20 protein-coding genes and 1 tRNA gene are annotated in these 23,648 nt (G+C 76.1%); 10 read left to right on the top strand and 11 right to left on the bottom strand.

Translation table 11 applies throughout. From position 1 onward, the window contains the following. Window positions 1–75 precede the first annotated feature (75 nt). From ACI79V_RS07380 to ACI79V_RS07370, 3 genes are all read left to right on the top strand, one after another. Entirely contained in the window at window positions 76–2,781 is a 2,706-nt protein-coding gene (locus tag ACI79V_RS07380; protein WP_456887929.1) for an AAA family ATPase, read from the top strand. A gap of 128 nt (window positions 2,782–2,909) precedes the next feature. Further along, window positions 2,910–3,383 (top strand): hypothetical protein, encoded by a 474-nt coding sequence (locus ACI79V_RS07375; RefSeq protein ID WP_456874461.1) that lies wholly within the window; start codon window positions 2,910–2,912, stop codon window positions 3,381–3,383. A 55-nt stretch (window positions 3,384–3,438) separates the two neighbouring features. Further along, on the top strand, window positions 3,439–4,650 hold the full coding sequence (locus ACI79V_RS07370; RefSeq protein WP_456887927.1) for a flavin-containing monooxygenase: 1,212 nt from the start codon (window positions 3,439–3,441) through the stop codon (window positions 4,648–4,650). Window positions 4,651–4,733: 83 nt separating this feature from the next. Here the strand turns inward: ACI79V_RS07370 and ACI79V_RS07365 are convergent. The 3 genes from ACI79V_RS07365 to ACI79V_RS07355 form a co-directional block, all read right to left on the bottom strand. Next, a tRNA-Met gene (locus ACI79V_RS07365) sits at window positions 4,734–4,807 on the bottom strand. Window positions 4,808–5,209: 402 nt separating this feature from the next. Continuing rightward, on the bottom strand, window positions 5,210–8,194 hold the full coding sequence (locus ACI79V_RS07360) for a UPF0182 family membrane protein (protein WP_456887981.1): 2,985 nt from the start codon (window positions 8,192–8,194) through the stop codon (window positions 5,210–5,212). Window positions 8,195–8,435: 241 nt separating this feature from the next. Then, window positions 8,436–9,461 carry a YlbL family protein gene (locus ACI79V_RS07355; protein WP_456887924.1) on the bottom strand — a complete coding sequence of 342 codons (1,026 nt, stop codon included), beginning with the start codon at window positions 9,459–9,461 and terminating at the stop codon, window positions 8,436–8,438. Window positions 9,462–9,565: 104 nt separating this feature from the next. On the opposite strand from ACI79V_RS07355, the gene ACI79V_RS07350 reads away from it, so the two are divergent. Continuing rightward, window positions 9,566–10,939 (top strand): zinc-dependent metalloprotease, encoded by a 1,374-nt coding sequence (locus ACI79V_RS07350; protein WP_456887922.1) that lies wholly within the window; start codon window positions 9,566–9,568, stop codon window positions 10,937–10,939. Window positions 10,940–11,000: 61 nt separating this feature from the next. On the opposite strand, the gene ACI79V_RS07345 is transcribed toward ACI79V_RS07350, so the two are convergent. Beyond that, on the bottom strand, window positions 11,001–11,591 hold the full coding sequence (locus ACI79V_RS07345) for a M48 metallopeptidase family protein (protein ID WP_456887920.1): 591 nt from the start codon (window positions 11,589–11,591) through the stop codon (window positions 11,001–11,003). A gap of 359 nt (window positions 11,592–11,950) precedes the next feature. On the opposite strand from ACI79V_RS07345, the gene ACI79V_RS07340 reads away from it, so the two are divergent. The 3 genes from ACI79V_RS07340 to ACI79V_RS07330 all read left to right on the top strand — a co-directional run bounded on the left by ACI79V_RS07340 (window position 11,951) and on the right by ACI79V_RS07330 (window position 14,654). Next, window positions 11,951–12,103 (top strand): DUF5679 domain-containing protein, encoded by a 153-nt coding sequence (locus ACI79V_RS07340; RefSeq protein WP_176449798.1) that lies wholly within the window; start codon window positions 11,951–11,953, stop codon window positions 12,101–12,103. Between the two features lie 110 nt (window positions 12,104–12,213). Continuing rightward, entirely contained in the window at window positions 12,214–13,278 is a 1,065-nt protein-coding gene (locus ACI79V_RS07335) for a ThiF family adenylyltransferase (RefSeq protein WP_456887918.1), read from the top strand. A 53-nt stretch (window positions 13,279–13,331) separates the two neighbouring features. Beyond that, window positions 13,332–14,654: an ABC1 kinase family protein gene (locus ACI79V_RS07330; RefSeq protein WP_456887917.1), complete on the top strand. Its 1,323-nt coding sequence runs from the start codon at window positions 13,332–13,334 to the stop codon at window positions 14,652–14,654. Between the two features lie 117 nt (window positions 14,655–14,771). Here ACI79V_RS07330 and ACI79V_RS07325 read toward each other — a convergent pair whose 3' ends face one another. From ACI79V_RS07325 to ACI79V_RS07310, 4 genes are all read right to left on the bottom strand, one after another. Beyond that, a complete protein-coding gene (locus tag ACI79V_RS07325; protein ID WP_456874451.1) occupies window positions 14,772–14,936 on the bottom strand; it encodes a hypothetical protein in 165 nt (54 codons plus the stop codon). A gap of 104 nt (window positions 14,937–15,040) precedes the next feature. After that, the gene (locus tag ACI79V_RS07320) at window positions 15,041–15,283 is read right to left on the bottom strand and encodes a WhiB family transcriptional regulator (RefSeq protein ID WP_456874450.1); all 243 of its coding nucleotides are present in this window, start codon (window positions 15,281–15,283) and stop codon (window positions 15,041–15,043) included. A 247-nt stretch (window positions 15,284–15,530) separates the two neighbouring features. Next, on the bottom strand, window positions 15,531–15,863 hold the full coding sequence (locus ACI79V_RS07315) for a hypothetical protein (protein ID WP_456887915.1): 333 nt from the start codon (window positions 15,861–15,863) through the stop codon (window positions 15,531–15,533). Window positions 15,864–16,056: 193 nt separating this feature from the next. Then, window positions 16,057–18,096 carry an ATP-dependent helicase gene (locus tag ACI79V_RS07310; RefSeq protein ID WP_456887913.1) on the bottom strand — a complete coding sequence of 680 codons (2,040 nt, stop codon included), beginning with the start codon at window positions 18,094–18,096 and terminating at the stop codon, window positions 16,057–16,059. A gap of 173 nt (window positions 18,097–18,269) precedes the next feature. Here ACI79V_RS07310 and ACI79V_RS07305 point away from each other — a divergent pair, with 173 nt between their 5' ends. The 3 genes from ACI79V_RS07305 to ACI79V_RS07295 all read left to right on the top strand — a co-directional run bounded on the left by ACI79V_RS07305 (window position 18,270) and on the right by ACI79V_RS07295 (window position 19,922). Beyond that, entirely contained in the window at window positions 18,270–18,533 is a 264-nt protein-coding gene (locus ACI79V_RS07305; RefSeq protein WP_456874447.1) for a mycoredoxin, read from the top strand. A gap of 121 nt (window positions 18,534–18,654) precedes the next feature. Then, window positions 18,655–19,266, top strand: a complete 612-nt coding sequence (locus ACI79V_RS07300) for an ANTAR domain-containing protein (RefSeq protein WP_456887911.1) — start codon at window positions 18,655–18,657, stop codon at window positions 19,264–19,266. A gap of 185 nt (window positions 19,267–19,451) precedes the next feature. Further along, window positions 19,452–19,922, top strand: coding sequence for a uridine kinase (locus ACI79V_RS07295; RefSeq protein ID WP_456887909.1), 471 nt, complete (start codon window positions 19,452–19,454; stop codon window positions 19,920–19,922). 86 nt (window positions 19,923–20,008) lie between these two features. Here the strand turns inward: ACI79V_RS07295 and nudC are convergent, their stop codons facing one another. Genes nudC through ACI79V_RS07280 form a run of 3 tightly spaced genes read right to left on the bottom strand, consistent with a single transcriptional unit; the run spans window position 20,009 to window position 23,648 of the window. Next, a complete protein-coding gene (gene nudC / locus ACI79V_RS07290) occupies window positions 20,009–20,968 on the bottom strand; it encodes an NAD(+) diphosphatase (protein ID WP_456887908.1) in 960 nt (319 codons plus the stop codon). Beyond that, complete coding sequence (locus ACI79V_RS07285) at window positions 20,965–22,341, bottom strand: M16 family metallopeptidase (RefSeq protein WP_456887906.1); 1,377 nt, start codon at window positions 22,339–22,341, stop codon at window positions 20,965–20,967. Before ACI79V_RS07285 ends, nudC begins: the two co-directional genes overlap by 4 nt. Beyond that, entirely contained in the window at window positions 22,338–23,648 is a 1,311-nt protein-coding gene (locus ACI79V_RS07280; protein WP_456887904.1) for a M16 family metallopeptidase, read from the bottom strand. The genes ACI79V_RS07285 and ACI79V_RS07280 overlap by 4 nt, the downstream gene beginning before the upstream one ends.

The following is a 23,648-nucleotide window of genomic DNA, read 5'->3' as shown; positions in this document are numbered from 1 at the left end:
GGATCGCTCACGCCGGGAAAACCACCAGGTTCACGATCACCGGCGCTGTCCGCTGCGGTCGGTACGGTTCCGCTCGTGCTGGCCGGACGGGATGCCGAACGCGCGGCGATCACCGCCCTGCTCGACGCTGCGCGGACCGGGACCGGCGGCGCGCTGGTCGTCCGCGGTGTGGCCGGCTCGGGGAAGTCGACGCTGCTGACCGACGCCCTGGCCGCCGCCGCGGACATGCGGGTGCTGCGCACGTCGGGGGTGGAGTCGGAGTCCCCGCTCGCGTTCGCCGCGCTGCAGCGGCTGCTGTGGCCGCTGCGCGGCCGGATCGAGACCCTGCCCGCGCCGCAGCGGATCGCGTTGGGAGCCGCGCTGGGCGAGGCCGAGGGTGAGGGCGACCGGTTCCTCGCGTTCCTCGGCACGCTGAGCCTGCTCGCCGACGCCGCCGAGCAGGCCCCGGTGCTCGCCGTCGTCGACGACGCGCACTGGCTGGACGAGGCCTCGGCGGCGGCGCTGCTGTTCGCCGCCCGCCGGCTGCAGGCCGAGCGGGTGGCGCTGCTGTTCGCCGCCCGCGACGGCGGCGCCTACGGGTTCGACGTCCCCGACCTGCCCACCGTGGTCCTCGGCGGCGTCACCGGAGCCGCCGCCGACACGCTGCTGGCCGCCCGGGCCGGCGGCCCGCTGGACCCGGGCGTGCGCGACCGACTGGTGGCCGCCACCGGCGGCAACCCGCTCGCGCTGGGCGAGCTCGCCGGCGCCCTCTCCCCTGAGCAGCTGGCCGGCCGGGCGCCGCTGCCCGCAGCGCTGCCGCTGACCGGCGGCGTAGAACGCGGATTCCTCGACCGGTACCGGCGCCTCCCGGACGCCGCGCAGCGGTTCCTACTCGTCGCCACGGCCGACGACACCGGCCGCCTCACCGTCGTCCGCGGCGCCGCCGAGAGGCTCGACGCCGGCGACGACGCCCTGGACGCGGCCGAACGGTCCGGACTGCTGAGCGTCGACGGCGACACGATCTCCCTCTACCACCCCCTGGTCCGCTCCGCGGTGTACCGGGCGGCGACCAGCGCCCAGCGCCGCACCGCGCACCGGGCGCTGGCCGACGCGCTCGCCGCCGACCCCGACCGCCGCGCCTGGCACCTCGCAGCCGCCGCCGACCGTCCCGACGGGTTGGTGGTCGCAGCGCTGGACGGCGTGGCCGAGCGGGCGTCGGCGCGGGGCGGGCACGAGGCTGCGGCCGCGGCGTGGGCGCGCGCCGCGGAGCTCACCGCGGACCCGGCCGCCCGGTCCCGCCGGCTGGCCGCCGCCGCGCACGCAGCGTGGTTCGCGGCCCGGCCGCAGCGTGCCTCCTCGCTGGCCGAGGCGGCCCGACCACTTGCCACCGATCCCCTGCTGCGCGCCGACCTGGACCGGCTGCGCGCCCGGGTGGAGTGGAACGTCGGATCGCCGCTCTTCGGGCACCGGATCCTGCTGCACGCCGCCGCCGAGGTCGCCGACGCCGACCTCGACCGCGCCCGGGCGATGACCATGCTCGCCGCCGCGGTCGGCACGCACGCCGGCGACGGCACCGAGGACATGACCGCCTCAGCCGCGGCCTTCGGCGACCCGGCCACCGCCGACGACGCCCGGAGCCGCTGCTACGCCCGGCTGCTCTCGGGGTTCGTGCACGCCCGCGCCGGCCGGTGGGCGCAGGCCGCCGCGCAGTTCCACCCGGCGTTCACCGAGTGCGACCCCGGTGAGGACATCGACCTGCGGGCCAACCTCGGGGTGGCCGCGTTCCTGCTCGGCGACGCCGACGTGATCCTCACCCACCACACCCGGCTGCTGGCCTCCGCCCGCGAGGCCGGCGCGCTGACCACCATCGTCTACGCGCTGACCCGGCGGGCGTTCGGGGAGGTGGCCACCGGCGACTGGCGGGCGGCCGCCGCCGGCGCCGCCGAGGCCCTCGACCTGGCCACCGGCAGCGGCCAGCCAACGCTGACCCGCTTCCCGCACGCCTGGCTCGCGTTGCTGGCCGCCCTGCGCGACGAGCCGGGCCAGCTCGTCGAGCACCTCGCCGCCGTCGACGCCGCACCGGGAGCCGGGGTGACCGCGCCGATCGTCGACGACCTGGCCCGCTGGGCGCGCGGCGTGACCGCCGACACTCCCGCCGCGGCGGTGCACCACCTCCAGCAGCTGGGCAACGGCCCCGGCACCGTCGCCCGGCTGGCCGCCCTCGACCGCCTCGAGGCCGCCGTCCGCGCCGACCGCCCGGAGCTGGCCAGCGGCTGGGCCGCGGAGCTCGAGGCCTTCGGCACCGCCGTCGACGCCGCGTGGGCGCTCGCCGCCGCCGCCTACGGCCGGGCGCTGCTGGCCGAGGGCGCCGAGGCCGAGGCGGAGTTCGAACAGGCCATCAAGCACGCCGCGGCCGGCGGGCACCGATTCGACCAGGCCCGCATCCACCTCGGCTTCGGCGAGCACCTGCGTCGCGCCCGCCGTCGGGTCGACGCCCGCACCCACCTGCGCGACGCCCTGGAGGTGTTCGAGGACCTCGGCGCCGCCCGCTGGGCCACGCGCGCCGCCGCCGAGCTGCGGGCCTCCGGCGAGACCGCACGCCGCCGCGACGTCACCACCGCCACCGACCTGACCGCGCAGGAACGGCAGGTCGCCGGGCTGGTGCGGCAGGGGCTGTCCAACCGGGACGTCGCCGCGCGGCTGTTCGTGTCCCCCCGCACCGTCGACTTCCACCTGCGCAACGTGTTCAGCAAGCTGGGGGTGGCCTCCCGCGCCGAGCTCACCGCCCTTCCGCTGGACTAGGCGCCCCTCGCCGGGCCGCGCCGGGGGTGGGGTGCCCGGCGGTGAACCTGGTGGTTTTCCCGGCGTGAGGCCATCCGGCCCGCTCCTAGCGTCCGAGGCAGACCCAGCCCGGACGAAGGAGCCCGCCCGTGACCAGCGCCACTGCGGCGACCACGGAGTCCCCGACCCGGCGCGCCGGCGGCCTGCGCGGCGCGCTGGCGCGACGCTGGCCGACCGCGCTCGGCGCCGTCGCCGCCGTCAACAGCCTCGTGCTCGTCGCACGGCTGCCCGAGTCCGCACAGGCCTGGATCAGCGCCTGGTGCGTGCTGCTCGCCGCGGTCATCTACCTCACCTGGGGCACTGCCCGCGGCGACCTGGCGAACCGGCGGCTGCTGACCGCGCAGACCACCGCGGTGCTGGCCTTCGGTGCGGTGGCCATCGCCGCGGTCACGGTTCACCCGGCCGCCGGCCGGTACGTGCTGGCCGCCGGGTGGCTCGCCCATGCGGCCTGGGACGTCGTCCACCACCGCCTCGGCCGGGTCGTGCCCCGCTGGTACGCCGAAACCTGTCTGGTCGCCGATCTAGTCCTCGCCGCCGCGCTTCTCACCGTCGGCCTCGGCTAGCGCACGGCGCCGCCTTCCTGCTCCGCCGCTCCCTCTCGCCCCGTCAGGAGACGTCATGCCCATCCCCGCACGCACCGCCGACCCGACCCTCGACGTGCTCGTCATCGGTGCCGGCCAGGCCGGCCTCGCCCTCGGCCACCGCCTCGCCACTCGCGGCGCGGACTTCCTGCTGCTCGACGCCGGTCCGGAGATCGGCTCCTCCTGGCGCAACCGCTGGGACTCGCTCCGGCTGTTCAGCCCGGCCCAGTACGACTCGCTGCCCGGCCTGCCGTTCCCCGCCCCAGCCGACACCCACCCCAGCAAGGACGAGGTCGCCGACTACCTCGCCGCCTACGCCACCCACTTCGCCCTGCCGGTCCGGCTGAACACCCCGGTCGTCCGGATGCACCGCGACCCGGACGGGCTCTTCGCGGCCACCACCCCGACCGGCACGGTCCGCGCCCGGCAGGTCGTCGTCGCCACCGGCCCCTTCCAGAGCCCGCACACCCCCGCCCTGTCCGGCCAGCTGGATCCGGGTGTCCCGCAGTTGCACAGCGCCGAGTACCGCAACCCGACCCAGCTGCCCGGCACCGGCCGGGTGCTGGTGGTCGGTGCGGCCAACTCAGGACTGCAGATCGCCGCCGAGTTGGGCACCACCCAGCCGGTCACCGTGGCGGTCGGCACCCGCCCGACCGAGCTGCCGCAGCGCATCGCCGGCCGCGACCTGTTCTCCTGGCTCACCAGGTCCGGGTTCTTCACCGTGCCTGCACACACCCGCATCGCCCGCCGGCTGCGCGCCCGCGGCGACCTGGTCATCGGCACCCGCAGCCGCCAGTTGCGGCGCCGCGGGATCGACTTCCGGCCGCGGCTGACCGACCTCGCCGGTCGCACCGCGACCTTCGCCGACGGCGGCACCGTCGACGTTGACGCGGTCGTGTGGGCCACCGGCTACCGCCCCGACTACTCCTGGCTGCACGTGCCCGGCGTCATCGTCGACGGGCAGGTCCGCCATACCGCCGGAGCCACCGACGTCCCCGGGCTGTACTTCCTCGGCCTGCCCTGGCAGACCTGCCGCGGCTCGGCGCTGCTCGGCTTCGTCGGCGCCGACGCCGAGGCGCTCGCCGCCCGGATGGCCCGCGACACGCTCCAAGGCTTGGAACCGGACGATGCGGGCATCCACCAGTGGGCAACTCCGGCGATTTCACCTTTCACCAGGGTGACCAGCACCGTCACGGTCCTGGAGCCAGCCGCAGCCGGCCGAGCTCCGGAGACCGGAAGCGCTCTGTGACCGGGATCTCTGGCACAACCGCCCGAGATGCATGCACACATGACGAGGGCCCTCACAGTGACTGTGAGGGCCCTCGTGCCTTGTAGCGGGGGCAGGATTCGAACCTGCGACCTCTGGGTTATGAGCCCAGCGAGCTACCGAGCTGCTCCACCCCGCGTCGGTGACACCACTGTACACGTCCCCGCGACGGTGCCGGTGGGACCCCGGCCGGACCACCGCTCGGGGGCCGTCGGACCACGTGTCTCCGCGGGGCACCGCCGGAGCCCGGGTCGCACGACGCCCGGGCGGATCCGGCGACGCTCCCCCGACGGCTACGCCTCCGGTGTCCCTCTCGCGCCGATCGCGGTGCCGGAGTCCTGGGTGTCGCCGGGCTGGCGCGGCACGGGCAGCGCCGGGGCGGCTCCCCCGGGAGCAGCGGGACCGCCGACGGCACGACGGCGCCGCGCGTCCACACTCCGGGTCCACGTGAGCCGACCGTCGGACCGCCCGCCGCGCCCCATCGGGACAGCGGTCCGCAGGCGGAGGCGCGCCGGGCCCGGTGCGCCCCCGCCGTGCGGGCTCAGCCCGTCGGTTCCGCCGGTGCCCCCGCGGCGGCCCGGGCCGCCTCGTAGGCCTCGACCGCCCGCTGCAGGTCGGCCAGCGCCTGACCCTGCGCCGCGAAGTCGCCGTTGCGCTGGGCGTCCTCGAGCCGCTGCAGCGCCGCGTCGACGTCCCGGACCGCCTGGTCGAGCTCCGGCGTCGTCGTCCCGCCGTCGGTCGGCGGGGTCGTCGGGTCCGCCGGTGCCGAGGGGTCGGCGGGCTCCGTCGGGGTCGCCGGCTCCTGCTCGTCGGGGGTGGCCCCCGCGTCGTCGGAGTCGGTGGCGGTGTCGCCGGCCCCGGCGCCGAAGACCTGGTCGAGGGCGTCGGAGAGGGTGTCGGCGTACCCGACCCGCCCGCCGTAGTTGACCAGCACCTTGCGCAGCAGCGGGAAGGAGTTCTCCCCGGTCCCCTCCACGTAGAGCGGCTGCACGTAGAGCAGGCCGTTGGCGCCGATCGGCAGGGTGAGCAGGTTGCCGAACACCGCCTGCGAGTCCTCGCTGTTGAACAGCGTCAGGTCACGCGCGACCTCGTCGTTGGTGTTGAACGACTGCTGCACCTGCTGGGGCCCGCGGAACGGGGTGTTGCCCGGCAGCCGGAGCACCTGGATCTCGCCGTAGGTGTCCGGGTCGCTCGACGCGGAGACGAACGCCGAGAGGTTCTGCCGGCGGAACGCGTTGAGCGCGCTGGTCAGCTGGAACGTCGGGTCCGGCTCGCCGGGCCGTGCGGCCAGGATGTAGTAGGGCGGCTGGGCCTCGTCGGCCGCCGTCGCCTCCTGCGACTGGGTGGGGTCGGCCGGCACCGCCCACCGGTCGTTCTGGCTGTAGAAGTCGCTCGGGTTGCTCACGTGGTACCGGGTGAGGATGTCGCGCTGCAGCTTGAACAGGTCCTCCGGGTACCGGACGTGGCTGACGAGCTCCTCGCTCATCGACTCCCGCGGCTCGACGACGCCCGGGAAGGCGGCCGTGTAGGCCTTGAGGACGGGGTCCTGCTCGTCCCACTCGTAGAGCGTCACAGTGCCGTCGTAGGCGTCGACGGTGGCCTTGACCGAGTTGCGGATGTAGTTGAACTGCTCGTTGGGCAGCGCGGCCGTCCCGGTGCCGGTGAGCGCGTCCGTCGCGGCCTCCCCCAGCTCCATCCGCTCGGAGTAGGGGTAGGCGTCCGAGGTCGTGTAGCCGTCGAGGATCCACACCACCCGCCCGTCGATCACCGCCGGGTACGGGTCGCCGTCGACCTCGAGGAACGGCGCGGCCTTCTCCACCCGCTGCCGCGGGTCGCGGACGTAGAGCACCTTGGAGGCGTCGTTGACCGCGCCCGAGAGCAGGAAGTTGCGCTCCCGGTAGTAGATGGCGAAGGTCAGCTGCCGGAAGAAGCTGCCGATCGCGACGCCGCCCTCGCCGCTGTAGGTGTTGTTGACCTCGCCCTCGGAGCCGTCCTCGGGCCGGTCGAACTCCCGGGGGGTCGCGCCCTCCGGTGCGCCGACCACCGAGTAGTCCTCGATGAGCTCGCCGTAGTAGATGCGCGCCTGCTCGACGTCGATGTCGCCGACGGTGGGCAGGTCGCGGCTGGTGAAGTTCGGCTCGCCACCCTCCTGGCCGGTGACCACCTGGTTGGCGGGCGCCGCCACGAAGCCGTTGCCGTGCGTGTAGACGGTGTGCCGGTTGATCCAGGTGTCCTGGTTCTCCGAGAGGCTGTTGCTGTCGAGCTCGCGGACGGCGACGACGTAGTCGCGGGTCTCCCCGTCGACCGTGTACCGGTCGATGTCGAGCTTCTCGGGGAAGCCGTAGACGTTGCGGATCTGCTGGCGCGCGGTGAACGTGCCGGCCAGCACGTTCGGGTCGAGCAGCCGGGCGTTGGGGATGGTCGCGTCGTCGGCGCGCAGCTCGGCCAGCGCCGCGTCGGTGTCGACCTCGTCACCGGTGTTCTGCTGCGCGAAGTCGACGTAGTCGACGTCCTCGTCGGTGAGCCCGTAGGCGTCCCGGGTCGAGGCGATGGCCCGCTCGATGTAGTCCGCCTCGCGCTCGTTGGCGCTGGGGCGGACGACGAACTGCTGCACGATCGCCGGGTAGGCCACGCCGATGACCAGGCTCGACAGCAGCAGCAGCACCAGGGCGGCGGCCGGCAGCCGGAAGTTGCGGACGACGACGTTGGCGAAGAACGCGATCGCGCAGAACGCCGCGGCGAAGACCAGGATCGTCTTGGCCGGCAGCAGCGCGTTGACGTCGGTGTAGCTCGCCCCGCTGAACAACTCGCCCCGGTCGGAGTAGACGAGGTCGTACCGGTCGAACCAGTAGGCGACCGCCTTCAGCGCCACGAACAGGCCCAGCAGCACCGACAGCTGCACCATCGCCGCGCCGGTGAGCTTCTGCCCCGGCGTCTGCAGCCGGAGGCCCCCGAACACGTAGTGGGTGAGCACCGAGCCGATCAGCGCCAGGATCACGATGGCGAAGCCGAAGCCCAGCAGCAGCCGGTAGAAGGGGTACTCGAAGACGAAGAACGACAGGTCCAGCCCGAACTGGGGGTCGGTCCGGCCGAAGGGCACCGCGTTGCGGAAGGTCAGCCAGGTCTCCCAGCTGCCCTGCGCGGTGAAGCCGGCGAACAGGCCCACGACGACGGCGACGGCGGTGAGCACCAGGGTGCGGCGCGGCTCCAGCGACTGCCGGTAGCGCTCCAGGTTCTGCTGCTCCAGCGACATCGGCCGGAACGCCGGGCGGAACCGGTAGGCCAGGTACACCGCCAGCGCGGTCAGCCCGCCGGTGGCCACGCCGGCCACGGCGAACAGCAGCGCGCGGGTCTGGAGCTCGGTCCAGAACACCTCGGTGAACCCGGTCTCGTCGAACCACAGGTAGTCGACGTAGACGTTGGTCAGGGTGCCGATGGCCGTGAACAGCACCAGCAGCACGGCGACGGACCCGATGACGACCTTCGCCCGCCGCGACAACGTCGGCACGGACACGGGGGGCCGCATGGCCACGAGCGGTCTCCTTCAGTTGCGGTGCGACGCCACACCCGGAGGGGTGCCACGCCGCGGTGGGGCGACCGCGTGCGGTCGGACGGACGTCGTCACCGACGCCGGCACCGGCCCGTGCGTCGGCCGGTGTCGCCCCGACCAACGACCGGCGCGGCACCGGGTTCCCGCGGGCCTCCGTGCTGCCCGACAGCTTCCCCCACTCCGGGGGGTCCGTGACGGGCGGTCGGCACGAGCGGGGTCAGCAGCCCTGGGGCGTGCGGCCCTCGCGGAGGTCCTCGAGGGCGGTCAGGGCGTCGTCGAGGTCGGCCACCCGGGCCAGGGTCAGCCCGGTGGCCGGTGAGCCGAGCGCGTCGGCGCAGTTGTCGGCCGGCACGAGGAACAGCTCGGCACCGATGTCCTCGGCGGCGACCATCTTCAGCTGGATGCCCCCGATGGGACCCACGGTGCCGTCGGCCGCGATCGTGCCGCTGCCGGCGATCACCGCGCCCTCGGTGAGGTCGGTGTCGCCCACCAGGTCGAGGATCCCGAGGGTGAGCATGAGGCCGGCGGAGGGGCCGCCGACGTCGGCGACGTCGATGTCGACGTCGAAGGGGGCCCAGGGCTGCTCGCGCACCAGGACGCCGAGCACCGACCCCTCGCGCTCGGGCGAGCTCGTCGTCGTCACGGTCGCGGTGCCCGGTTCCCCGAGGCGGGTGTAGGCCACCTCCACGTCGGCGCCGACCGGGATCGCGGCGAGGACGTCGGCCAGCGTCGCGGAGTCCGGCGTGGGCCGCCCGTCGACCGACTCGATGGCGTCGCCCTCCTCGAGCAGGCCCTCGGAGGGCGAGTCGTCGCCGGACACCCCGCGGACGACGACCTTCACCGGGTAGCCGAGCTCGCCCAGCGCCGCGGCCTCGGCGGACTCCTCGGAGGTGAGGAAGGCCTGCCGGTTGGCCTGCTCGATCTCCTCCTCGGTGCGGTCGGGCGGGTAGACCGACTCCTCCGGGACGACGCTGATCTCGTCGTCGAACCAGCCGCGGACGGCCTCGACCAGGCTCAGGCCGGCCCGGCCGACGCCGACGGTGGTCAGCTCCAGGCTGCCGCTGACGTCGTTGCGCTCGCGCCCGCGCACGCCGATGACCGGGTCGCCGTCGATCTCGCCGAGGGTGTTGAACGTGGGGCCGGGCACCTGGGCCACGTAGGGCACCGGGAGGGCGGCGCCCAGGACGCCGGCGACGAGCAGCAGCACCACACCGACGGCGAGGACGGCGATCCGACGGGTCACGACCGGCCAGCCTATGTGCTCGGACCGCGAGCGTCCGCCGAGAGCGGACAGCCGGGGCGCCGATCCGACCGCGACCGGGTGATCACGCGTCTACCGTGGGGTGCATGAGCGACCTGCCGTTCGGCTTCGGGCTGCCCGACCGCGACCCCGAGCGCCGCGACCAGCCCGGCTCGAACGACCCGTTCGGCCTCGGTGCGCTGTTCGGCGCCGGCGGCGCGGGTGCCGGCACGCCCGAGGAGCTGCTGGGCAAGATGCCGCTGTTCGCCGAGCTGCAGAAGCTGATGACCTGGTCGGGCGGCCCGGTGAACTGGGACCTCGCCCGGCAGGGCGCGATCAGCACGCTGGCCACCGGTACCCAGCCGACGTCGGAGGCCGAGCGCGCCGCCGTCACCGAGGCGCTGCGGCTGGCCGACCTGTGGCTGGACCAGGCGACCGACCTGCCCTCGGGCGTCGACCGCGCCCTTGCCTGGTCCCGGGTGGAGTGGGTCGAGCAGACGCTGCCCGCCTGGTCGGCGCTGATCGACCCGCTGGCCGAGAAGGTCGTCGCCGCGATGACCAGCGCGCTGCCGCAGGAGGCCATGGCGATGGCCGGCCCGCTGGCCGGGATCATGGGCCGGATGGGCGGGCTGATGTTCGGCGCCCAGGTCGGCCAGGCGATGGGCCGGCTGGCCGGGGAGGTCCTCACCGGCACCGAGGTGGGCCTGCCGCTCGCCCCCGCGGGCTCCGGCGTGCTCGTGCCGCAGAACGTCGCCGCCTTCGCCGAGGGCCTCGACCGCCCCGCCGACGAGGTGCGGCTGTTCCTGGCGCTGCGCGAGGCGGCGTCGCTGCGGCTGTTCGCCCACGTCCCGTGGCTGCGCCAGCAGCTGCACGACGCCGTCCACGCCTACGCCCGCGGCATCACCATCGACCGCGAGGCCATCGAGCGCGGGCTCAACGACGCCATGGGCTCGATGGGCGGCGGCTTCGACCCGTCGAACCCCGAGGCCATCCAGGAGCTCCTCGGCAGCGGGCTGCTCGAGCCGGAGGAGACCCCGGAGCAGCAGATGGCGCTGCGCCGGCTGGAGACGCTGCTGGCCCTGGTCGAGGGGTGGGTCGACGCCGTCGTCGCGGCCGCCGCCGGTGAGCGGCTGCCCGGCCACGGGGCGCTGGCCGAGACGATGCGCCGCCGGCGCGCCTCCGGGGGGCCGGCCGAGCAGACCTTCGCCACGCTGGTCGGCCTGCAGCTGCGGCCGCGCCGGCTGCGCGACGCAGCGACCGTGTGGGGCGCGATGGCCCAGCAGCACGGCACCGCGGCCCGCGACCGCCTGTGGTCACACCCCGACCTGCTGCCCACCTCCGACGACCTCGACGAGCCGCTGGACTTCGTCGCCCGTCAGGGGGTCGACGACGAGCTGCGGCGGCTCACGGCCGAGGCCGGGGAGCCGGACGCCCCGTCCGACGAGGACCGGCCCGGCGACGCGGAGGGCAGCGGCCGCTAGGACGGCCCCCTGCAGGGTCCCGCCGCGAGCCTGCGAGTGGCGGGGGGCAGGGGGTCCTTCGTCAGTCGACCAGGTCGCCCTCGTCGGCGTCCGCGGGCTCCGCGCCGTCGGCGCGGGCGGTCTCGACGCCCTCCAGGAAGCCGCGGGCGCGCTCGGCCCGCGGATAGCGGGCCACCAGCGCCCAGAAGCGGGCGTCGTGGCTGGCCTCGAGCAGGTGGGCCAGCTCGTGGACCAGCACGTAGTCGACGACGTAGGCGGGCATCGTCCGGAGCCGGCTCGACAGCCGGATGCTGCCGTCGGCCGGGGTGCACGAGCCCCAGCGGCGCTGCTGGTTGTCCACCCAGCGGACGCTGGCCGGCCGCGCGGCGCCGTCGAGGTGCGCCTGCGACAGCGCCAGGGCGCGGGACATGAGCTCCTCGTCGCCGCCCATCGACCGGCGGCGGCGTTCCTCGCGGGTCTGCAGCTTGGCCACCATCTGCGCCACCCAGCGCCGCTCCTCGGCGGGGGTGAAGGCCGCGGGGATGAGCACGATCGTGCGCCCGGACTCGCGGTAGGCGGTCACCGTCCGGCGGCGGCGGGCGCTGCGGCGGACCTCGACCGGCCCGGCTGCGGTCAGGGGGCCGTGCGAGGGGTCGGGGGTCGATCCGGGCACGGGAGGACCGTAGCCAGCGGGCGGGGCCGATGCGCCCGGGGGCGCCACCCGCTCGGGTACGAGTCGCACGGACGGTGGACAGCCCCGCCGTGAGGACGGGTCCACAGCCGCCACCGGGTATCACCGCAGGTGGCGGCTCCGTCGGGGAGGCGACACGCCGACCGGCCCCGGGCGCCGTCCCCCGCCTGCGCACAGGGACACGCCGCCGGGTCCCCACACCGCCCACAGGTCTGTCCACAGGCTGTGGGCGGACCCGTCCGGCGGGTCGGGCCGACGCGCGAGGCGGACCGGCCGGTCCGGGTAGCGTTCCCCGGGACGGCGCCCGGAGCGGGGGCCGAGCAGCCGGAGGGAGAGACACCGTGGCGGACAGCTACAACGGCTACTGCGTGAAGTGCAAGGAGAAGCGGGACTTCGACGGCGAGGTCAAGGTCAGCGAGTCCGGTCGCCGCATGGCCCAGGGCACCTGCCCGGTCTGCGGCACCAAGATGAACCGGATCCTCGGCAAGGCGTAGGGCGCTCCCACCTCCTCGACGGCGGCGTCCGCACGGCGGGCGCCGCCGTCGCCGTCCCCGGCTGTGGACAGCGGCAGCGCACCGGCGCCCTCCGCTGGCACCCTGCGCCGGTGCCCGACACCGCCCACCCACTCCTGCCGCCCGGCACGCCGCTGCTGCGCCGCGGCCCCGACACGCTCCAGGTCGGCGGGGTCGACGGCGCCGGCGCGGTGCTCACGGGGGCCGACCCGGCCGCCGTCGCCGCGGTGCTGCGCGGTCTCGACGGCCGCCGCACCCAGCGGGCCGTCCTGGCCGACGCCGCCGCGGCGGGCCTGGACCCCGGCCCGGTCGGCGCCCTCCTCGACGGGCTGCGCGGCACCGGCGCGCTGCTCGACCTCGACGCCGCCGACCTGCTCGCCTCCGACGCCGGCCCGGCCGCCGCGGCCCGCACCGCTGCCGAGCTGCCGGCCGCACGCGACGGCACCGGGGCCGCGCGCTGGCGGGCCCGGCGGGCGGCGGCGGTCGTGGTGCAGGGCGCGACGCGGGTGGGCGTGCCCCTGGCGGCGCTGCTCGGGGCCAGCGGCGTCGGCCGGGTCGCCGTCGGCGACGACGGCGTGGTCACCGCGGGCGACGCCGTCGTGGGCGGGCTGACCGCCGACGACGAGGGACGCCCGTGCGGACCGGCCGCCGCCGACGCCGTCCGCCGCGCCAGCCCGCTGACCGACCTGCGCCCCCTGCCGCCGGGCGCCTGGCCCGACCTGGTGGTGCTGTCCCGCCCGTGGTCGGCGTCCGACCCGCTCGTCGCCGGCCTGCGAGACGCCGGGGTGGCTCACCTGGTGGCGACGGTGCGCGGGGAGACCGGAGTGGTGGGCCCGCTGGTCGTCCCCGGGGTCACCAGCTGCCTGCGCTGCGCCGACCTGCACCGCCGCGACGCCGACCCGCGGTGGCCGGTCCTGGCCGCCCAGCTCACCGGCGGTGCGCAGGTCCCGAGCGGGTCCACGCTCACCTGCTGGGCCACCGCCCTGGCGGCCGCGCAGCAGGTCCTGGCCTACCTCGACGGCAGCGGCAGCCCGGCCACGCTGTCGGCGGTCGTGGAGCTGCGCCCGCCGGACCTGACGCCGCGGCTGCGCCGCTGGCCGCCGCACCCGGCCTGCGGCTGCGCCGGCACGGGCGGCGCACCCGCCTCTCCCGGGTGACCGGGACCACCGTCCCGTCAGCGGTCCGTGGGTCCCCCGGAGACAATGGGGAGGTGAGCGACGACGCACCGGGGATCCCGAGGGGCTCGATCTCGCGCACCGCGCGGTTGGCCTCGCTCCCCCTGGGGGCGGCCGGTCGCGCCACGCTCGGGATCGGCAAGCGGCTGTCGGGGCAGTCGGCCGACGCCGTGAACGCCGAGCTGCAGCAGCGCACCGCCGAGCAGCTGTTCGCCGTCCTCGGCCAGCTCAAGGGCGGCGCGATGAAGCTCGGCCAGACGCTGTCGGTGTTCGAGGCCGCCGTTCCGGAGGAGGTGGCCGCGCCCTACCGCGAGGCGCTGGTCAAGCTCCAGGAGGAGGCTCCGCCGATGCCGGTGCGGACCGTGCACGCGGTGCTGTCCCAGCAGCTCGGCGGCACCTGGCGCACCCGGTTCCGCGAGTTCGACGACCAGCCGGCCGCCGCCGCGAGCATCGGCCAGGTGCACCGTGCGACCTGGCGCGACGGGCGCGACGTCGCCGTCAAGATCCAGTACCCGGGCGCGGCGACCGCCCTGATGGCCGACCTCAACCAGCTGGCCCGCTTCGCCCGGCTGTTCGCCGCGATCTTCCCGGGCCTGGACGTCAAGCCGCTGATCGCCGAGCTGCGGGCGCGGGTCATCGAGGAGCTCGACTACGGCCTGGAGGCCGACGCGCAGCGGCAGTTCGCCGCGGCGTACGCGGACGACGCGGAGATCGTGGTGCCGCGGGTGGTGGCCAGCGCGCCGAAGGTGATCGTGTCCGAGTGGCTCGAGGGCCTGCCGCTGTCGCGGGTGATCACCGACGGCACGCCGCAGCAGCGGGACCGGGCCGGTCACCTGATGGCGCAGCTGCACTTCTCGGCCCCCTCGCGGGCCCGCCTGCTGCACGCCGACCCGCACCCGGGCAACTTCCGGCTCGTCGAGGGCGACCGGCTCGGCGTCATCGACTTCGGCGCGACCGCCCGGCTGCCCGACGGGCTGCCCGAGCCGATCGGCCGGCTGGTCCGCTGGGCGCTGGAGGGCCGGGCCGAGGACGTGCTGGCCGACCTGCGGGCCGAGGGGTTCGTCCGGCCGGGCGTGGAGGTCGACGCCGCCGGGGTCCTCGACTACCTGCGGCCGATGCTCGAGCCGATCGTCAGCCACAACTTCCGGTTCACCCGCCGGTGGATGCAGGAGCAGGCCGCCCGCCTGGCCGATCCGCGCAGCGATGCCAGCCGGCTGGGCCGCCAGCTCAACCTCCCACCGGCCTACCTGCTCATCCACCGGGTGACGATCGGGTCGATCGGTGTCCTGTGCCAGCTGGACGCGGCCGCCGACTACCGCAGCGTGCTCGAGGAGTGGCTGCCCGGCTTCACCGTCTGAGCCCGGGGACCGCCCGCCCCCGGACGGACAGGAGGCCGGGTCCCCTCCACACCGGGAGCGGAGGGGACCCGGCCTCGACCGGGGAGGGCACGTGGAGGTGCCCCGGGGTGCGCCGCGTCAGCGGACGGCGGCGCTGGCCCGCGCGGCACGCCGGCTGGCGTACTCCGCGCGGCGGGCCCACCGGCGGGCGGCCCGCAGCCGGCGCATGCGGCCGGCGGTATCGGCCTCGGCACGCAGCTCGGACAGCCGCGTGACGGCGAGGTCGTACTCGTAGCTGGTCATCTCGGTTCCTCACGGTCTCTGGTGGAACTTCTTCCGGTTTCTCGTCGGCCCCGTCCCGAGGCTCACCCCGAGCCTGCGAGGGGTGAGGAGGACGGGGTCCTTCATCAGGCCGCGACGACCTTGCGGGGACGACCCCGCGGGCGCTTGCGCGGGATGACCACACCCCGCTCGAAGATCTCGCCGCCCCAGACGCCCCAGGGCTCGCCGCGGTCGAGCGCACCGGCCAGGCAGGCGTCGCGGACCGGGCAGTCGCCGCACAGGACCTTGGCCTGCTCGAGCGCCGCGGGGCTCTCGGCGAACCAGAGGTCCGGGTCGTCGGACCCACGGCACGGCAGGGGTCGCCGCACGGGGGCCGGGGCCAGGGGCGGGTGCGGCGTCCTCGGCGGGATGCCACCGGTCCGGGGGAGCCCGGGTCGGCGGTGGGACGTCGGGCGGTCGATCGTCTGCTGCACTGCCGCTCCTCCTCGTACTCGTCGTCTGCGCGGCCGGCGGGGCCCGCCGACCGGGTGGTCGGGGCCGGGTGCCGCGGAGAAAGACGGAGGCCGCGGATCCCGGGTTCGGGTTCCGCGGCCTCGAGGAGGACCGGTCGAGCGGCTAGCTCTGCGGTCTCCCCGGGGAGTGGATCCCGAGGGTGGTGCGCTGCTGCTTGGTGGTGCTGCGGTGGGCATCGGTGCCGAGGACGCCGGTGCTGGGGACGGAGGTGCCGAACGGCGCGATGACGCCACCGGCGGTGGGCACACCGGTCCCCTGGACCGGAGCGGTGGCCGCCGCGCAGCCGGTGCCGGTCAGCTCGAGCGGCGTCGCGGTGCGGGTGACGGCGTACCGGGGACGGGCGGTGGGCACCATGCCGGTGCCGGCCGGACGCACGTCGAGGGCGCCCCAGGCGGAGACCCCGGCGGGGGCGAGAGCGAATCGCGTGTCGGTCATCGGAACCCCTCCTCCCGGGGTCGGAGCCCGGCTGTCGCACCGGGCTCGGTCTGGCGCGCCCGCGGCTGTCCGTCGGGCGCAGACAGGACAGTAGGGAAGGTCACGCGAGCGGCGCAACGCAATTAACGAGCGTGTCCCCGGGCAGGGGGACCCGGCGGTCACCGACCGTGCCGTCGGCACCGCCCGTGACCGGTCAGCCGCTGACGGTGGCCAGCACGTCCTCGCCGTAGAGGTCGAGCTTGCGGGCGCCGATACCGGGCAGCCCGGACAACTCGCGCAAGGACGAGGGGCGGGCCTCGGCGATCGCCTGCAGCGTCGCGTCGGTGAAGACGACGTAGGCCGGCACGGAGGCGGCCTGGGCGGTGCTGCTGCGCCAGGCCCGCAGCCGCTCGAACACCTCGCCGGCCTCGCCCTCGAGGACGACCTTCGCCTTCTTGGCCTTCCGCGACGGCGGCGGGGCCGTGGGCGTGGAGCCCGGGACCAGCCCGTCGAGGAAGCGGCTGCGCGGGCGGGCCCGCTTGGCGCCCGGGTTGCGGGCCAGCGACCACGACAGCGTCAGCTGCTCGCGGGCGCGCGTGACGGCGACGTAGAGCAGCCGCCGCTCCTCCTCGACCGCGTCGGGCCGCGACAGGGACTGCGCGATCGGCAGCACGCCGTCGACCAGCCCGACGACGAAGACCGCGTCCCACTCCAGGCCCTTGGCCGCGTGCATCGAGGCCAGCGTGACGCCCTGGACGGTGGGCGCGTGCTGCGCGTCGGCCCGCTCGGCCAGGTGGGTGACGAAGCGCGGCAGGTCGGTGGTCGGGTCCTCGGCGACGAGGTCGACGGCGAGGTCGACGAGGGCGGCCAGCGACTGCCACCGGTCGCGGGCCGCTCCCCCGGCCGGCGGGCGGTGCTCGACCCAGCCGGTGGAGGCGAGCACGTCGCGCACGGTCGGCACCAGGGCGCCCGGCTCGCTCCCGCCGGCGGCGGCGCCGCGCAGCAGGACGACCGCCTCGCGCACCTCGGGCCGCTCGAAGAACCGCTCCCCGCCCTTGAGCACGTAGGGCACCCCGGCGTCGGCCAGGGCCGACTCGTACACCTGCGACTGCGCGTTGATGCGGAACAGCACGGCGATCTCCGACGCGGGCGTCCCGGCCTCGACGAGCGCCCGGCAGGCCTGGGCGACGGCGGCGGCCTCGGTGGGCTCGTCGGGGTGCTCGAAGAACCGCGGGGCCGGGCCCTCGGCGCGCTGGCCGAGCAGCCGGAGCCCGGGCAGGCCCTTGCGCGGCGGCGCCTGGCCGATGAGCTTGTTCGCCAGCGCCACCACCTGCGGCGTCGAGCGGTAGTCGCGCTCGAGCTTGACCACCGCGGCGTCGGGATAGCGGTCGGCGAAGCCGAGCAGGTGGTCGGGGTCGGCGCCGGTGAACGAGTAGATGGTCTGGTTCGGGTCGCCGACGACGCACACGTCGGCCCGCCCGCCCAGCCACGCGTCGAGCAGCCGCTGCTGGAGCGGGTTGACGTCCTGGTACTCGTCGACGACGAAGTGCCGGTACTGCCCGCGCACCTGCCGGGCGACGTCGGGGTGCTCCTCGAGGGCGTAGGCGGTGACCAGCAGCAGGTCCTCGAAGTCGAGCACGCCGTCGCGCTGCTTGGCCGACTCGTAGGAGGCGTAGACCCGGGCGACGGTCGCGGCGTCGAAGGGCGGCTCGCGGCCGGCGGCCTGGGCCCGCTTCGGGTAGTCCTCGGGCGTGGCCAGGGTGGTCTTGGCCCACTCGATCTCGCTGGCGAGGTCGCGCAGGCTGGTCTTGTCGGTGCTCAGCCGCGCCCGGGAGGCGGCCGAGGCGACCAGGCGCAGCTTGTTCTCCACCAGCGGCGGCATCGGCCCGCCCAGCACGCGGGGGGCGAAGTAGCGCAGCTGCCGCATCGCGGCGGCGTGGAAGGTGCGGGCCTGCACACCGCCCACGCCCAGGCCGGCCAGCCGGGTCCGCAGCTCCCCCGCCGCCCGGGCGGTGAAGGTCACGGCGAGCACCTGCTCGGGCACGAACGCGCCGGCGTGCACGCCGTAGGCGATGCGGTGGGTGATCGTGCGGGTCTTGCCCGTGCCGGCGCCGGCGAGGATGCAGACCGGGCCGTCGACGGCCGAGGCCGCCTCGCGCTGCTCGTCGTCGAGGCCGGCCAGCACCGCCTCGGCGCCGGCGGACGGAGCTCCGGACCCGGGCGTGCGTCCGGGCAGGTCGGCGGTCCGCGGCATGCGGGCGTGCTCCTCGGGGACTGGGCGGGGCGGGCGGACGGCACCGAGTCTCCCAGCCGGTACCGACATCCCGCCGGGACACCCCGGCGAAGCCGGGAAGGTCCGCCCGCCGGTGTGCGTTCTGCCCCTCAGGAGTTCCGCTCCGTCCCCGACGACCCCTGGGAGGTCCCCGAGTGACTGCCGCACCCGCCGCCGTGACGATGTACACCACCACCTGGTGCGGGTACTGCGTGCGGCTCAAGAAGCTGATGCAGCGCGAGGGCATCCCGTTCGCCGAGGTCGACATCGAGCGCGACGCCGCCGCGGCCGACGTCGTCATGCAGGCCAACGGCGGCAACCGGACCGTGCCCACGCTCGTCTTCGCCGACGGCACCGCACTGACCAACCCCAGCATCGACCAGGTCCGGTCCCAGGTCGCGCAGCTGCCGGGAGCCTGACCGGCGGGTGCTGCGTGGGATGCGGGAGACGGCGGTGCATCATCGTCCCCCGGCGGATCACGACCGTGACCGCCGCCCGACCCTCGGCCACCGGGCCGCCCACCTCGCGGGAGCTGCCGTCGTGACCTCGGACTCCGTGCCCTCCCCCGTACCCGGACGGGCCGGGGAGCGCCCGTCGGCCGACGCGCCGTCGGTCGTCGTCGCCCGCACCGGGCGGGGCTGGCGGGTGTTCGCGCCCGGGTGCGCCCACGACGTCGACGACCTGCTCGAGGGCCTGTCCCTGGCCGACCTCCTTGCCGAGGAGCTCGACTGCCTCGCCGAGCCCGACCGCGCCGCCCGCCGGGCCGCCCGGGGGGCTCCGGGGGGTGCCGGTCCGGCCGAGGACCCGCGCGACGCCCGCATCGCCGCGCTGGAGCGCACCGTCAGCCAGCTCGAGCACGCCCTGGCCGCGCGGGTGGCCACCGAGCGCGCCATCGGCGTGCTCGCCGAGCGGCACGCCACCGCCCCCCGGTCGGCCTTCGAGGTGCTGCGCGGCCAGGCTCGGTCGCTCGGCCGGCCGGTGCACGAGCTGGCCCGCGAGGTGATGGCCACCCTCGACCGGCTGGCCGACCCCGACCCGGCCGACGCCGGCCCGGTGCTGACGCCGGTCCCCCGCCGCACCCCGGGGGGCCGCCGGGTCGAGCGCGGCTCCGTGCGGCCCGGCGGCTCGGTCCCGGCGGACGGCCGTCCCTGAGGAGCCCGGAGCCGCTCACCCCGGACGCGCTGGCCGACCGGCTGGCCGCGCTCCTCGCCGACGTCGAGCCCCTGCCCGGGGCGGCCGCGCTGCGGGTCGGCGTCGACGGTCCCGACGTCGCCGGACCGGAGGCCCTGGCCCGCGCCGTCGCCGACCGGCTGCCGGCCCTCGGCCGCCCGGCGGTCGTGGTCCCCGCCGCCGGGTTCCTCCGGCCGGCGTCGCTGCGCTTCGAGCACGGCCGCACCGACCCCGACGCGCGCTACACCGACTGGCTGGACACCGGCGCGCTCGCCCGGGAGGTCCTCGACCGGGTCGGCCCCGGCGGTCCCGGCGAGTACCTGCCGGTGCTGTGGGACGTCGACCGCGACCGCGCCGCCCGCGCCGGCTACGAGCCGATGCCGCCGCGCGGGGTGCTCCTGGTGCCCGGCGCGCTGCTGCAGGGAGCGGGGCTGGCCCTCGACGTCGTCGTCCACCTGCGGGTGGCCCCGGCCGCCCGGCGCCGGCGCTGGCCGGAGGAGCAGGCCTGGGAGCTGCCGGCCTTCGACCGCTACGACGACGAGGTCGACCCTGCCGGGCTGGCCGACGCCGTGGTGCTGGCCGACCGGCCCGGGCACCCCGCGCTGGTCCTGCAGGGGCGGTTCGGCGGCGCGCGGTGATGATCAGGTGACCTGATCCCCGGGCGTCCTCCCTCACCGTGCACCGTGAGGGAGGACGCTCCACGATCAGGGACCCTGATCGTCGGTCACCCGAGCTCGCCGTCGACCCAGCGGTCGATGAGGTGCCGGGCGATCGACACCGGCGGGGGCAGCGCCTCGGGACCGCGGCCCGAGCGCAGCTCCTCGCGGGTGAACCAGCGGGCCTCCTCGATCTCGGAGGGGTCCAGCCGCAGCGTGTCGCCGTCGACGGCGCGGGCCACGAAGCCGAGCATCAGCGACTGCGGGAACGGCCACGGCTGGCTGCTCACGTAGCGGACGTCGGTGACGGTGAGGCCGACCTCCTCGGCCACCTCGCGGGCCACCGCGCCCTCGGCGGACTCCCCCGGCTCGACGAACCCGGCGAGCACCGAGTACCGCCCGGGCGGCCAGACCGCCTGCCGGCCGAGCACGCAGCGGTCCCCGCCGTCGTGAACGAGCATGATCACCGCCGGGTCGGTACGCGGGAACAGCTCCGTCCCGGTGACGGGGTCGCGCTGCACCCAGCCGGCCCGCTCGATGGTCGTCGCCGCGCCCGACAGCGGGCTGAACCGGGCCCGCTCGTGCCACTCCAGGATGCCGATGGCCTCGGCGAGCAGCCCGGCGTCGAGGTCACCGAGGTCGGCGCCGAGCTCCCGCAGCCCGGTCCACAGGTCGACGTGCCGGCCGTTGACCGTCAGCGCGCGCTCGCCGCGCACCGCCGCGTAGGGCACGCCGTCGGCCTCGCCGAGGTAGACCGCGCCCAGCGGCAGCTCCGGCTGCTCGTCCCACACCAGCGCCGGGCCGCCGTCACCCTCGACGACCGGCACCGTGCGCCGCTCGTCGACGGTGAGCACCCGGACCGGCCGGCCCCGGGTGGGGTCGGGCAGCGCGCGGCCCAGGTGGTCGCGGTCGTGCGCCGAGCGGGACAGCACCGGGACGGTGCCCGTCGTCCGCGGCGTGCCGGCGGGCCACACCTGCCGGCCCCGCTCGACGTCGGCCGCCGTGCTCCCGCCCGGCGGGACGCTCACGCCGGGTCCACGGCGGCGGCGCTCGCGGTGACGTCGACCGGACCGAGGGCGCGCAGCGCGTCGGTGACCCGCTCGGCGTCGCCGACGACGACGCCGGTGAGCGCGGCGGGCGCCAGGTGCCGGCGGGCCGCCTCCTGCACCTGCTCGACGGTGACCTCCGACAGCGCGCGCTGGTGCTCGGCCAGCCACTCCACCGACAGCCCCGACCCGGCCAGCGCCGAGAGCGTGCTGGCCAGCCCGGCGTGCGTGGCGGTCGAGAGCGCCATGGAGCCCAGGACGTAGCGGCGGGCGGCGTCGAGCTCGGCCTCGGTGACCGGTGCCAGGGCCATCCGGCCCAGCTCGGCCCAGGTCTCGAGGAACGCCGGGGCGGTGACCTCGGTGGCGACGTCGGCCTCGACGAGGAACGACGACGCCGCGGCCAGGTGGTCGACGGCGCTGCGCGGGCTGTAGGAGTAGCCGCGCCGCTCGCGGATGTTCTCCACCAGCCGGGAGGAGAAGTAGCCGCCGAAGACCATGCTGGCCAGCCGGACCGCGGGCAGCTCGGGGTCGGTGCGCCCGGGCGCGGGCCCGCCGAGGCGGATGTTGGACTGCACCGCGCCGGGCCGGTCGACCACCTCCAGGTGCCCGGGGGCCAGCGCCGGCGCCGGCGGTGCGCCGACCGCGGCGCCCTCACCGGTCCACTCGCCCAGGGCCGCGGCGACGGCGTCGGTGGCCGCGGCGGCGTCGAGGTCGCCGACGAGCACCAGCGTGCTGCCGGTGGGCAGCACCCGCTCGCGGTGCAGCTTCCGCAGCGCGGCGGCGCCGACCCGGCCGACCAGCTCCGGCGCCGGCAGCTGGGCGGCGTACGGGTGGGTGCCGTAGCGCCGGGCGGCCAGCGCGGAGCGGGCGATGACCCCGGGTTGCGAGCGGGCGATGGCGATCCGCTCCGCCACCCGCTCGCGCTCGGCCTCGACCCGGTCGGTCGGGTAGGCGGCCTCGGTGAGCACCTCGGCCAGGACCCCTAGCACCGGGGCGAGGCCCTCGGCCAGCAGCGTGGTGGAGAACAGCAGGCGGTCGGGGTCGGCGGCGACGGTCAGCTCGGCGCCGTGGCCCTGCAGCGCCTCGGCGATGCCGGCGGCGTCGTGCCGGGCCGTGCCGAGCAGGACCGCGCCGGAGAGCACCGACGCGCGGGCGGTGTGCTGTGCCGCGCCCCGCGGCGAGGCCGCCGCGAAGGGCACCCGCAGCCGCAGCTCGACCAGCGGGACGCCGGGCCGCGGCACGACGACGACGGTGAGCCCGCTGGGCAGCGTCGTCGTCGCCACCTCGGGGACCGGCTGCGGCCGCGGCTCGCCCAGCGGCGGGACCAGCGTGAGGTCGAGCACCGGCGCGCTCACCGGGCACCCCCGGTGGCGCGGAGCTCGAGCACGGCGGCGGTGCCGGGGTCGAGGCCCTTGGCGGCGGCCTGCACGGCGTCGGGGGTGACGGCGGCCAGCCGGGCGGGGAGCTCGCCGGCCAGCTCGGCCCGGCCGTGCACGAGCTCGGCGGCGGCGAAGGCGAGCGTGCGGCCCAGCACCGAGTCGGCCTGGCGCAGCAACTGGGCGCTGGTGCGGGCCTGCACCCGGGCCAGCTCCTCGGGCGTCACGCCCTCGCCGGCGATCCGGCCGACCTCGTCGTGGACGGCGGCCAGGACGTCGTCGACCGGGACCTGCGCGGGGTGGTGCACCTGGGTGGTGAGCAGCGTGGCGTCGCGGACGTCGAACGGGTCCCCGAACAGGCCCACGTAGCTGCTCTGCGCCACCGCCAGCCGGTCGTCGTGCACCAGCCGGCGCTCCAGGCGGGAGGCGTCGCCCTCGCTGAGCAGCTCGGCGAGCAGCACGGTGCCGAGGTAGGTGTCGAGGTCGCCGACCGGGTCGGGGACCCGCCAGCCCAGCGCCACGGCCGGTGCGGGCGCGAGCCGGTCCTCGACGACGTCGCGCCGCACCGCCGTCGGGGACGGCTCGCCGGTGTGCGGCGTCGGCGGCACCTCGCGGGCCTCGACCGGGCCGAACCAGCGGCGCACCAGCCGCTCGGTCTCACCGACGTCGAGGTCGCCGCCGACGCACACCACCGCGTTGCCCGGGGCGTAGTAGCGGGAGAAGAAGTCGGTGGCGTCCTCGACCGTCGAGCTCTCCAGGTCGACGAAGGAGCCGTAGCCGTCGTGGGTGTTGGCGAAGCTCTCGAACGCCACCTGCGGCAGCTGCAGCCAGGGGAAGGCGCCGTAGGGGCGGTTGAGCACGTTGACCCGGATCTCCTCCTTCACCACGTCGATCTGGTTGCGGAGGTTCTCCTCGGTGATGGCCGGTGCGGCCATCCGGTCGGCCTCGAGGAACAGGGCGCGCTCGAGCGCCTCGGCGGGCAGCGCCTCGAAGTAGTTGGTGTAGTCCTGGTGGGTCGACCCGTTGAAGGTGCCGCCGGCGGCCTGCACGAGGCGGGCGTGCTCCATCTTCGGGACGTTGCGCGACCCCTGGAACATCACGTGCTCGAAGAGGTGGGCGAACCCGGTGCGGCCCTCCGGCTCGTTGCGCATGCCCACGTCGTAGAAGACGGACACGGCGACGACCGGCACGCTGCGGTCGGGCGCGAGGACGACCCGCAGCCCGTTGTCCAGCGTGAAGCGCTCCACCGGGTGCCGCAGGACGAGATCGGCCCCAGCTGCTGTCAC

This window comes from Geodermatophilus sp. SYSU D00700, from assembly GCF_054050255.1.
Note: the sequence above shows the minus strand (reverse complement) of the source record. Positions and strands in the feature narration are given on the sequence as shown.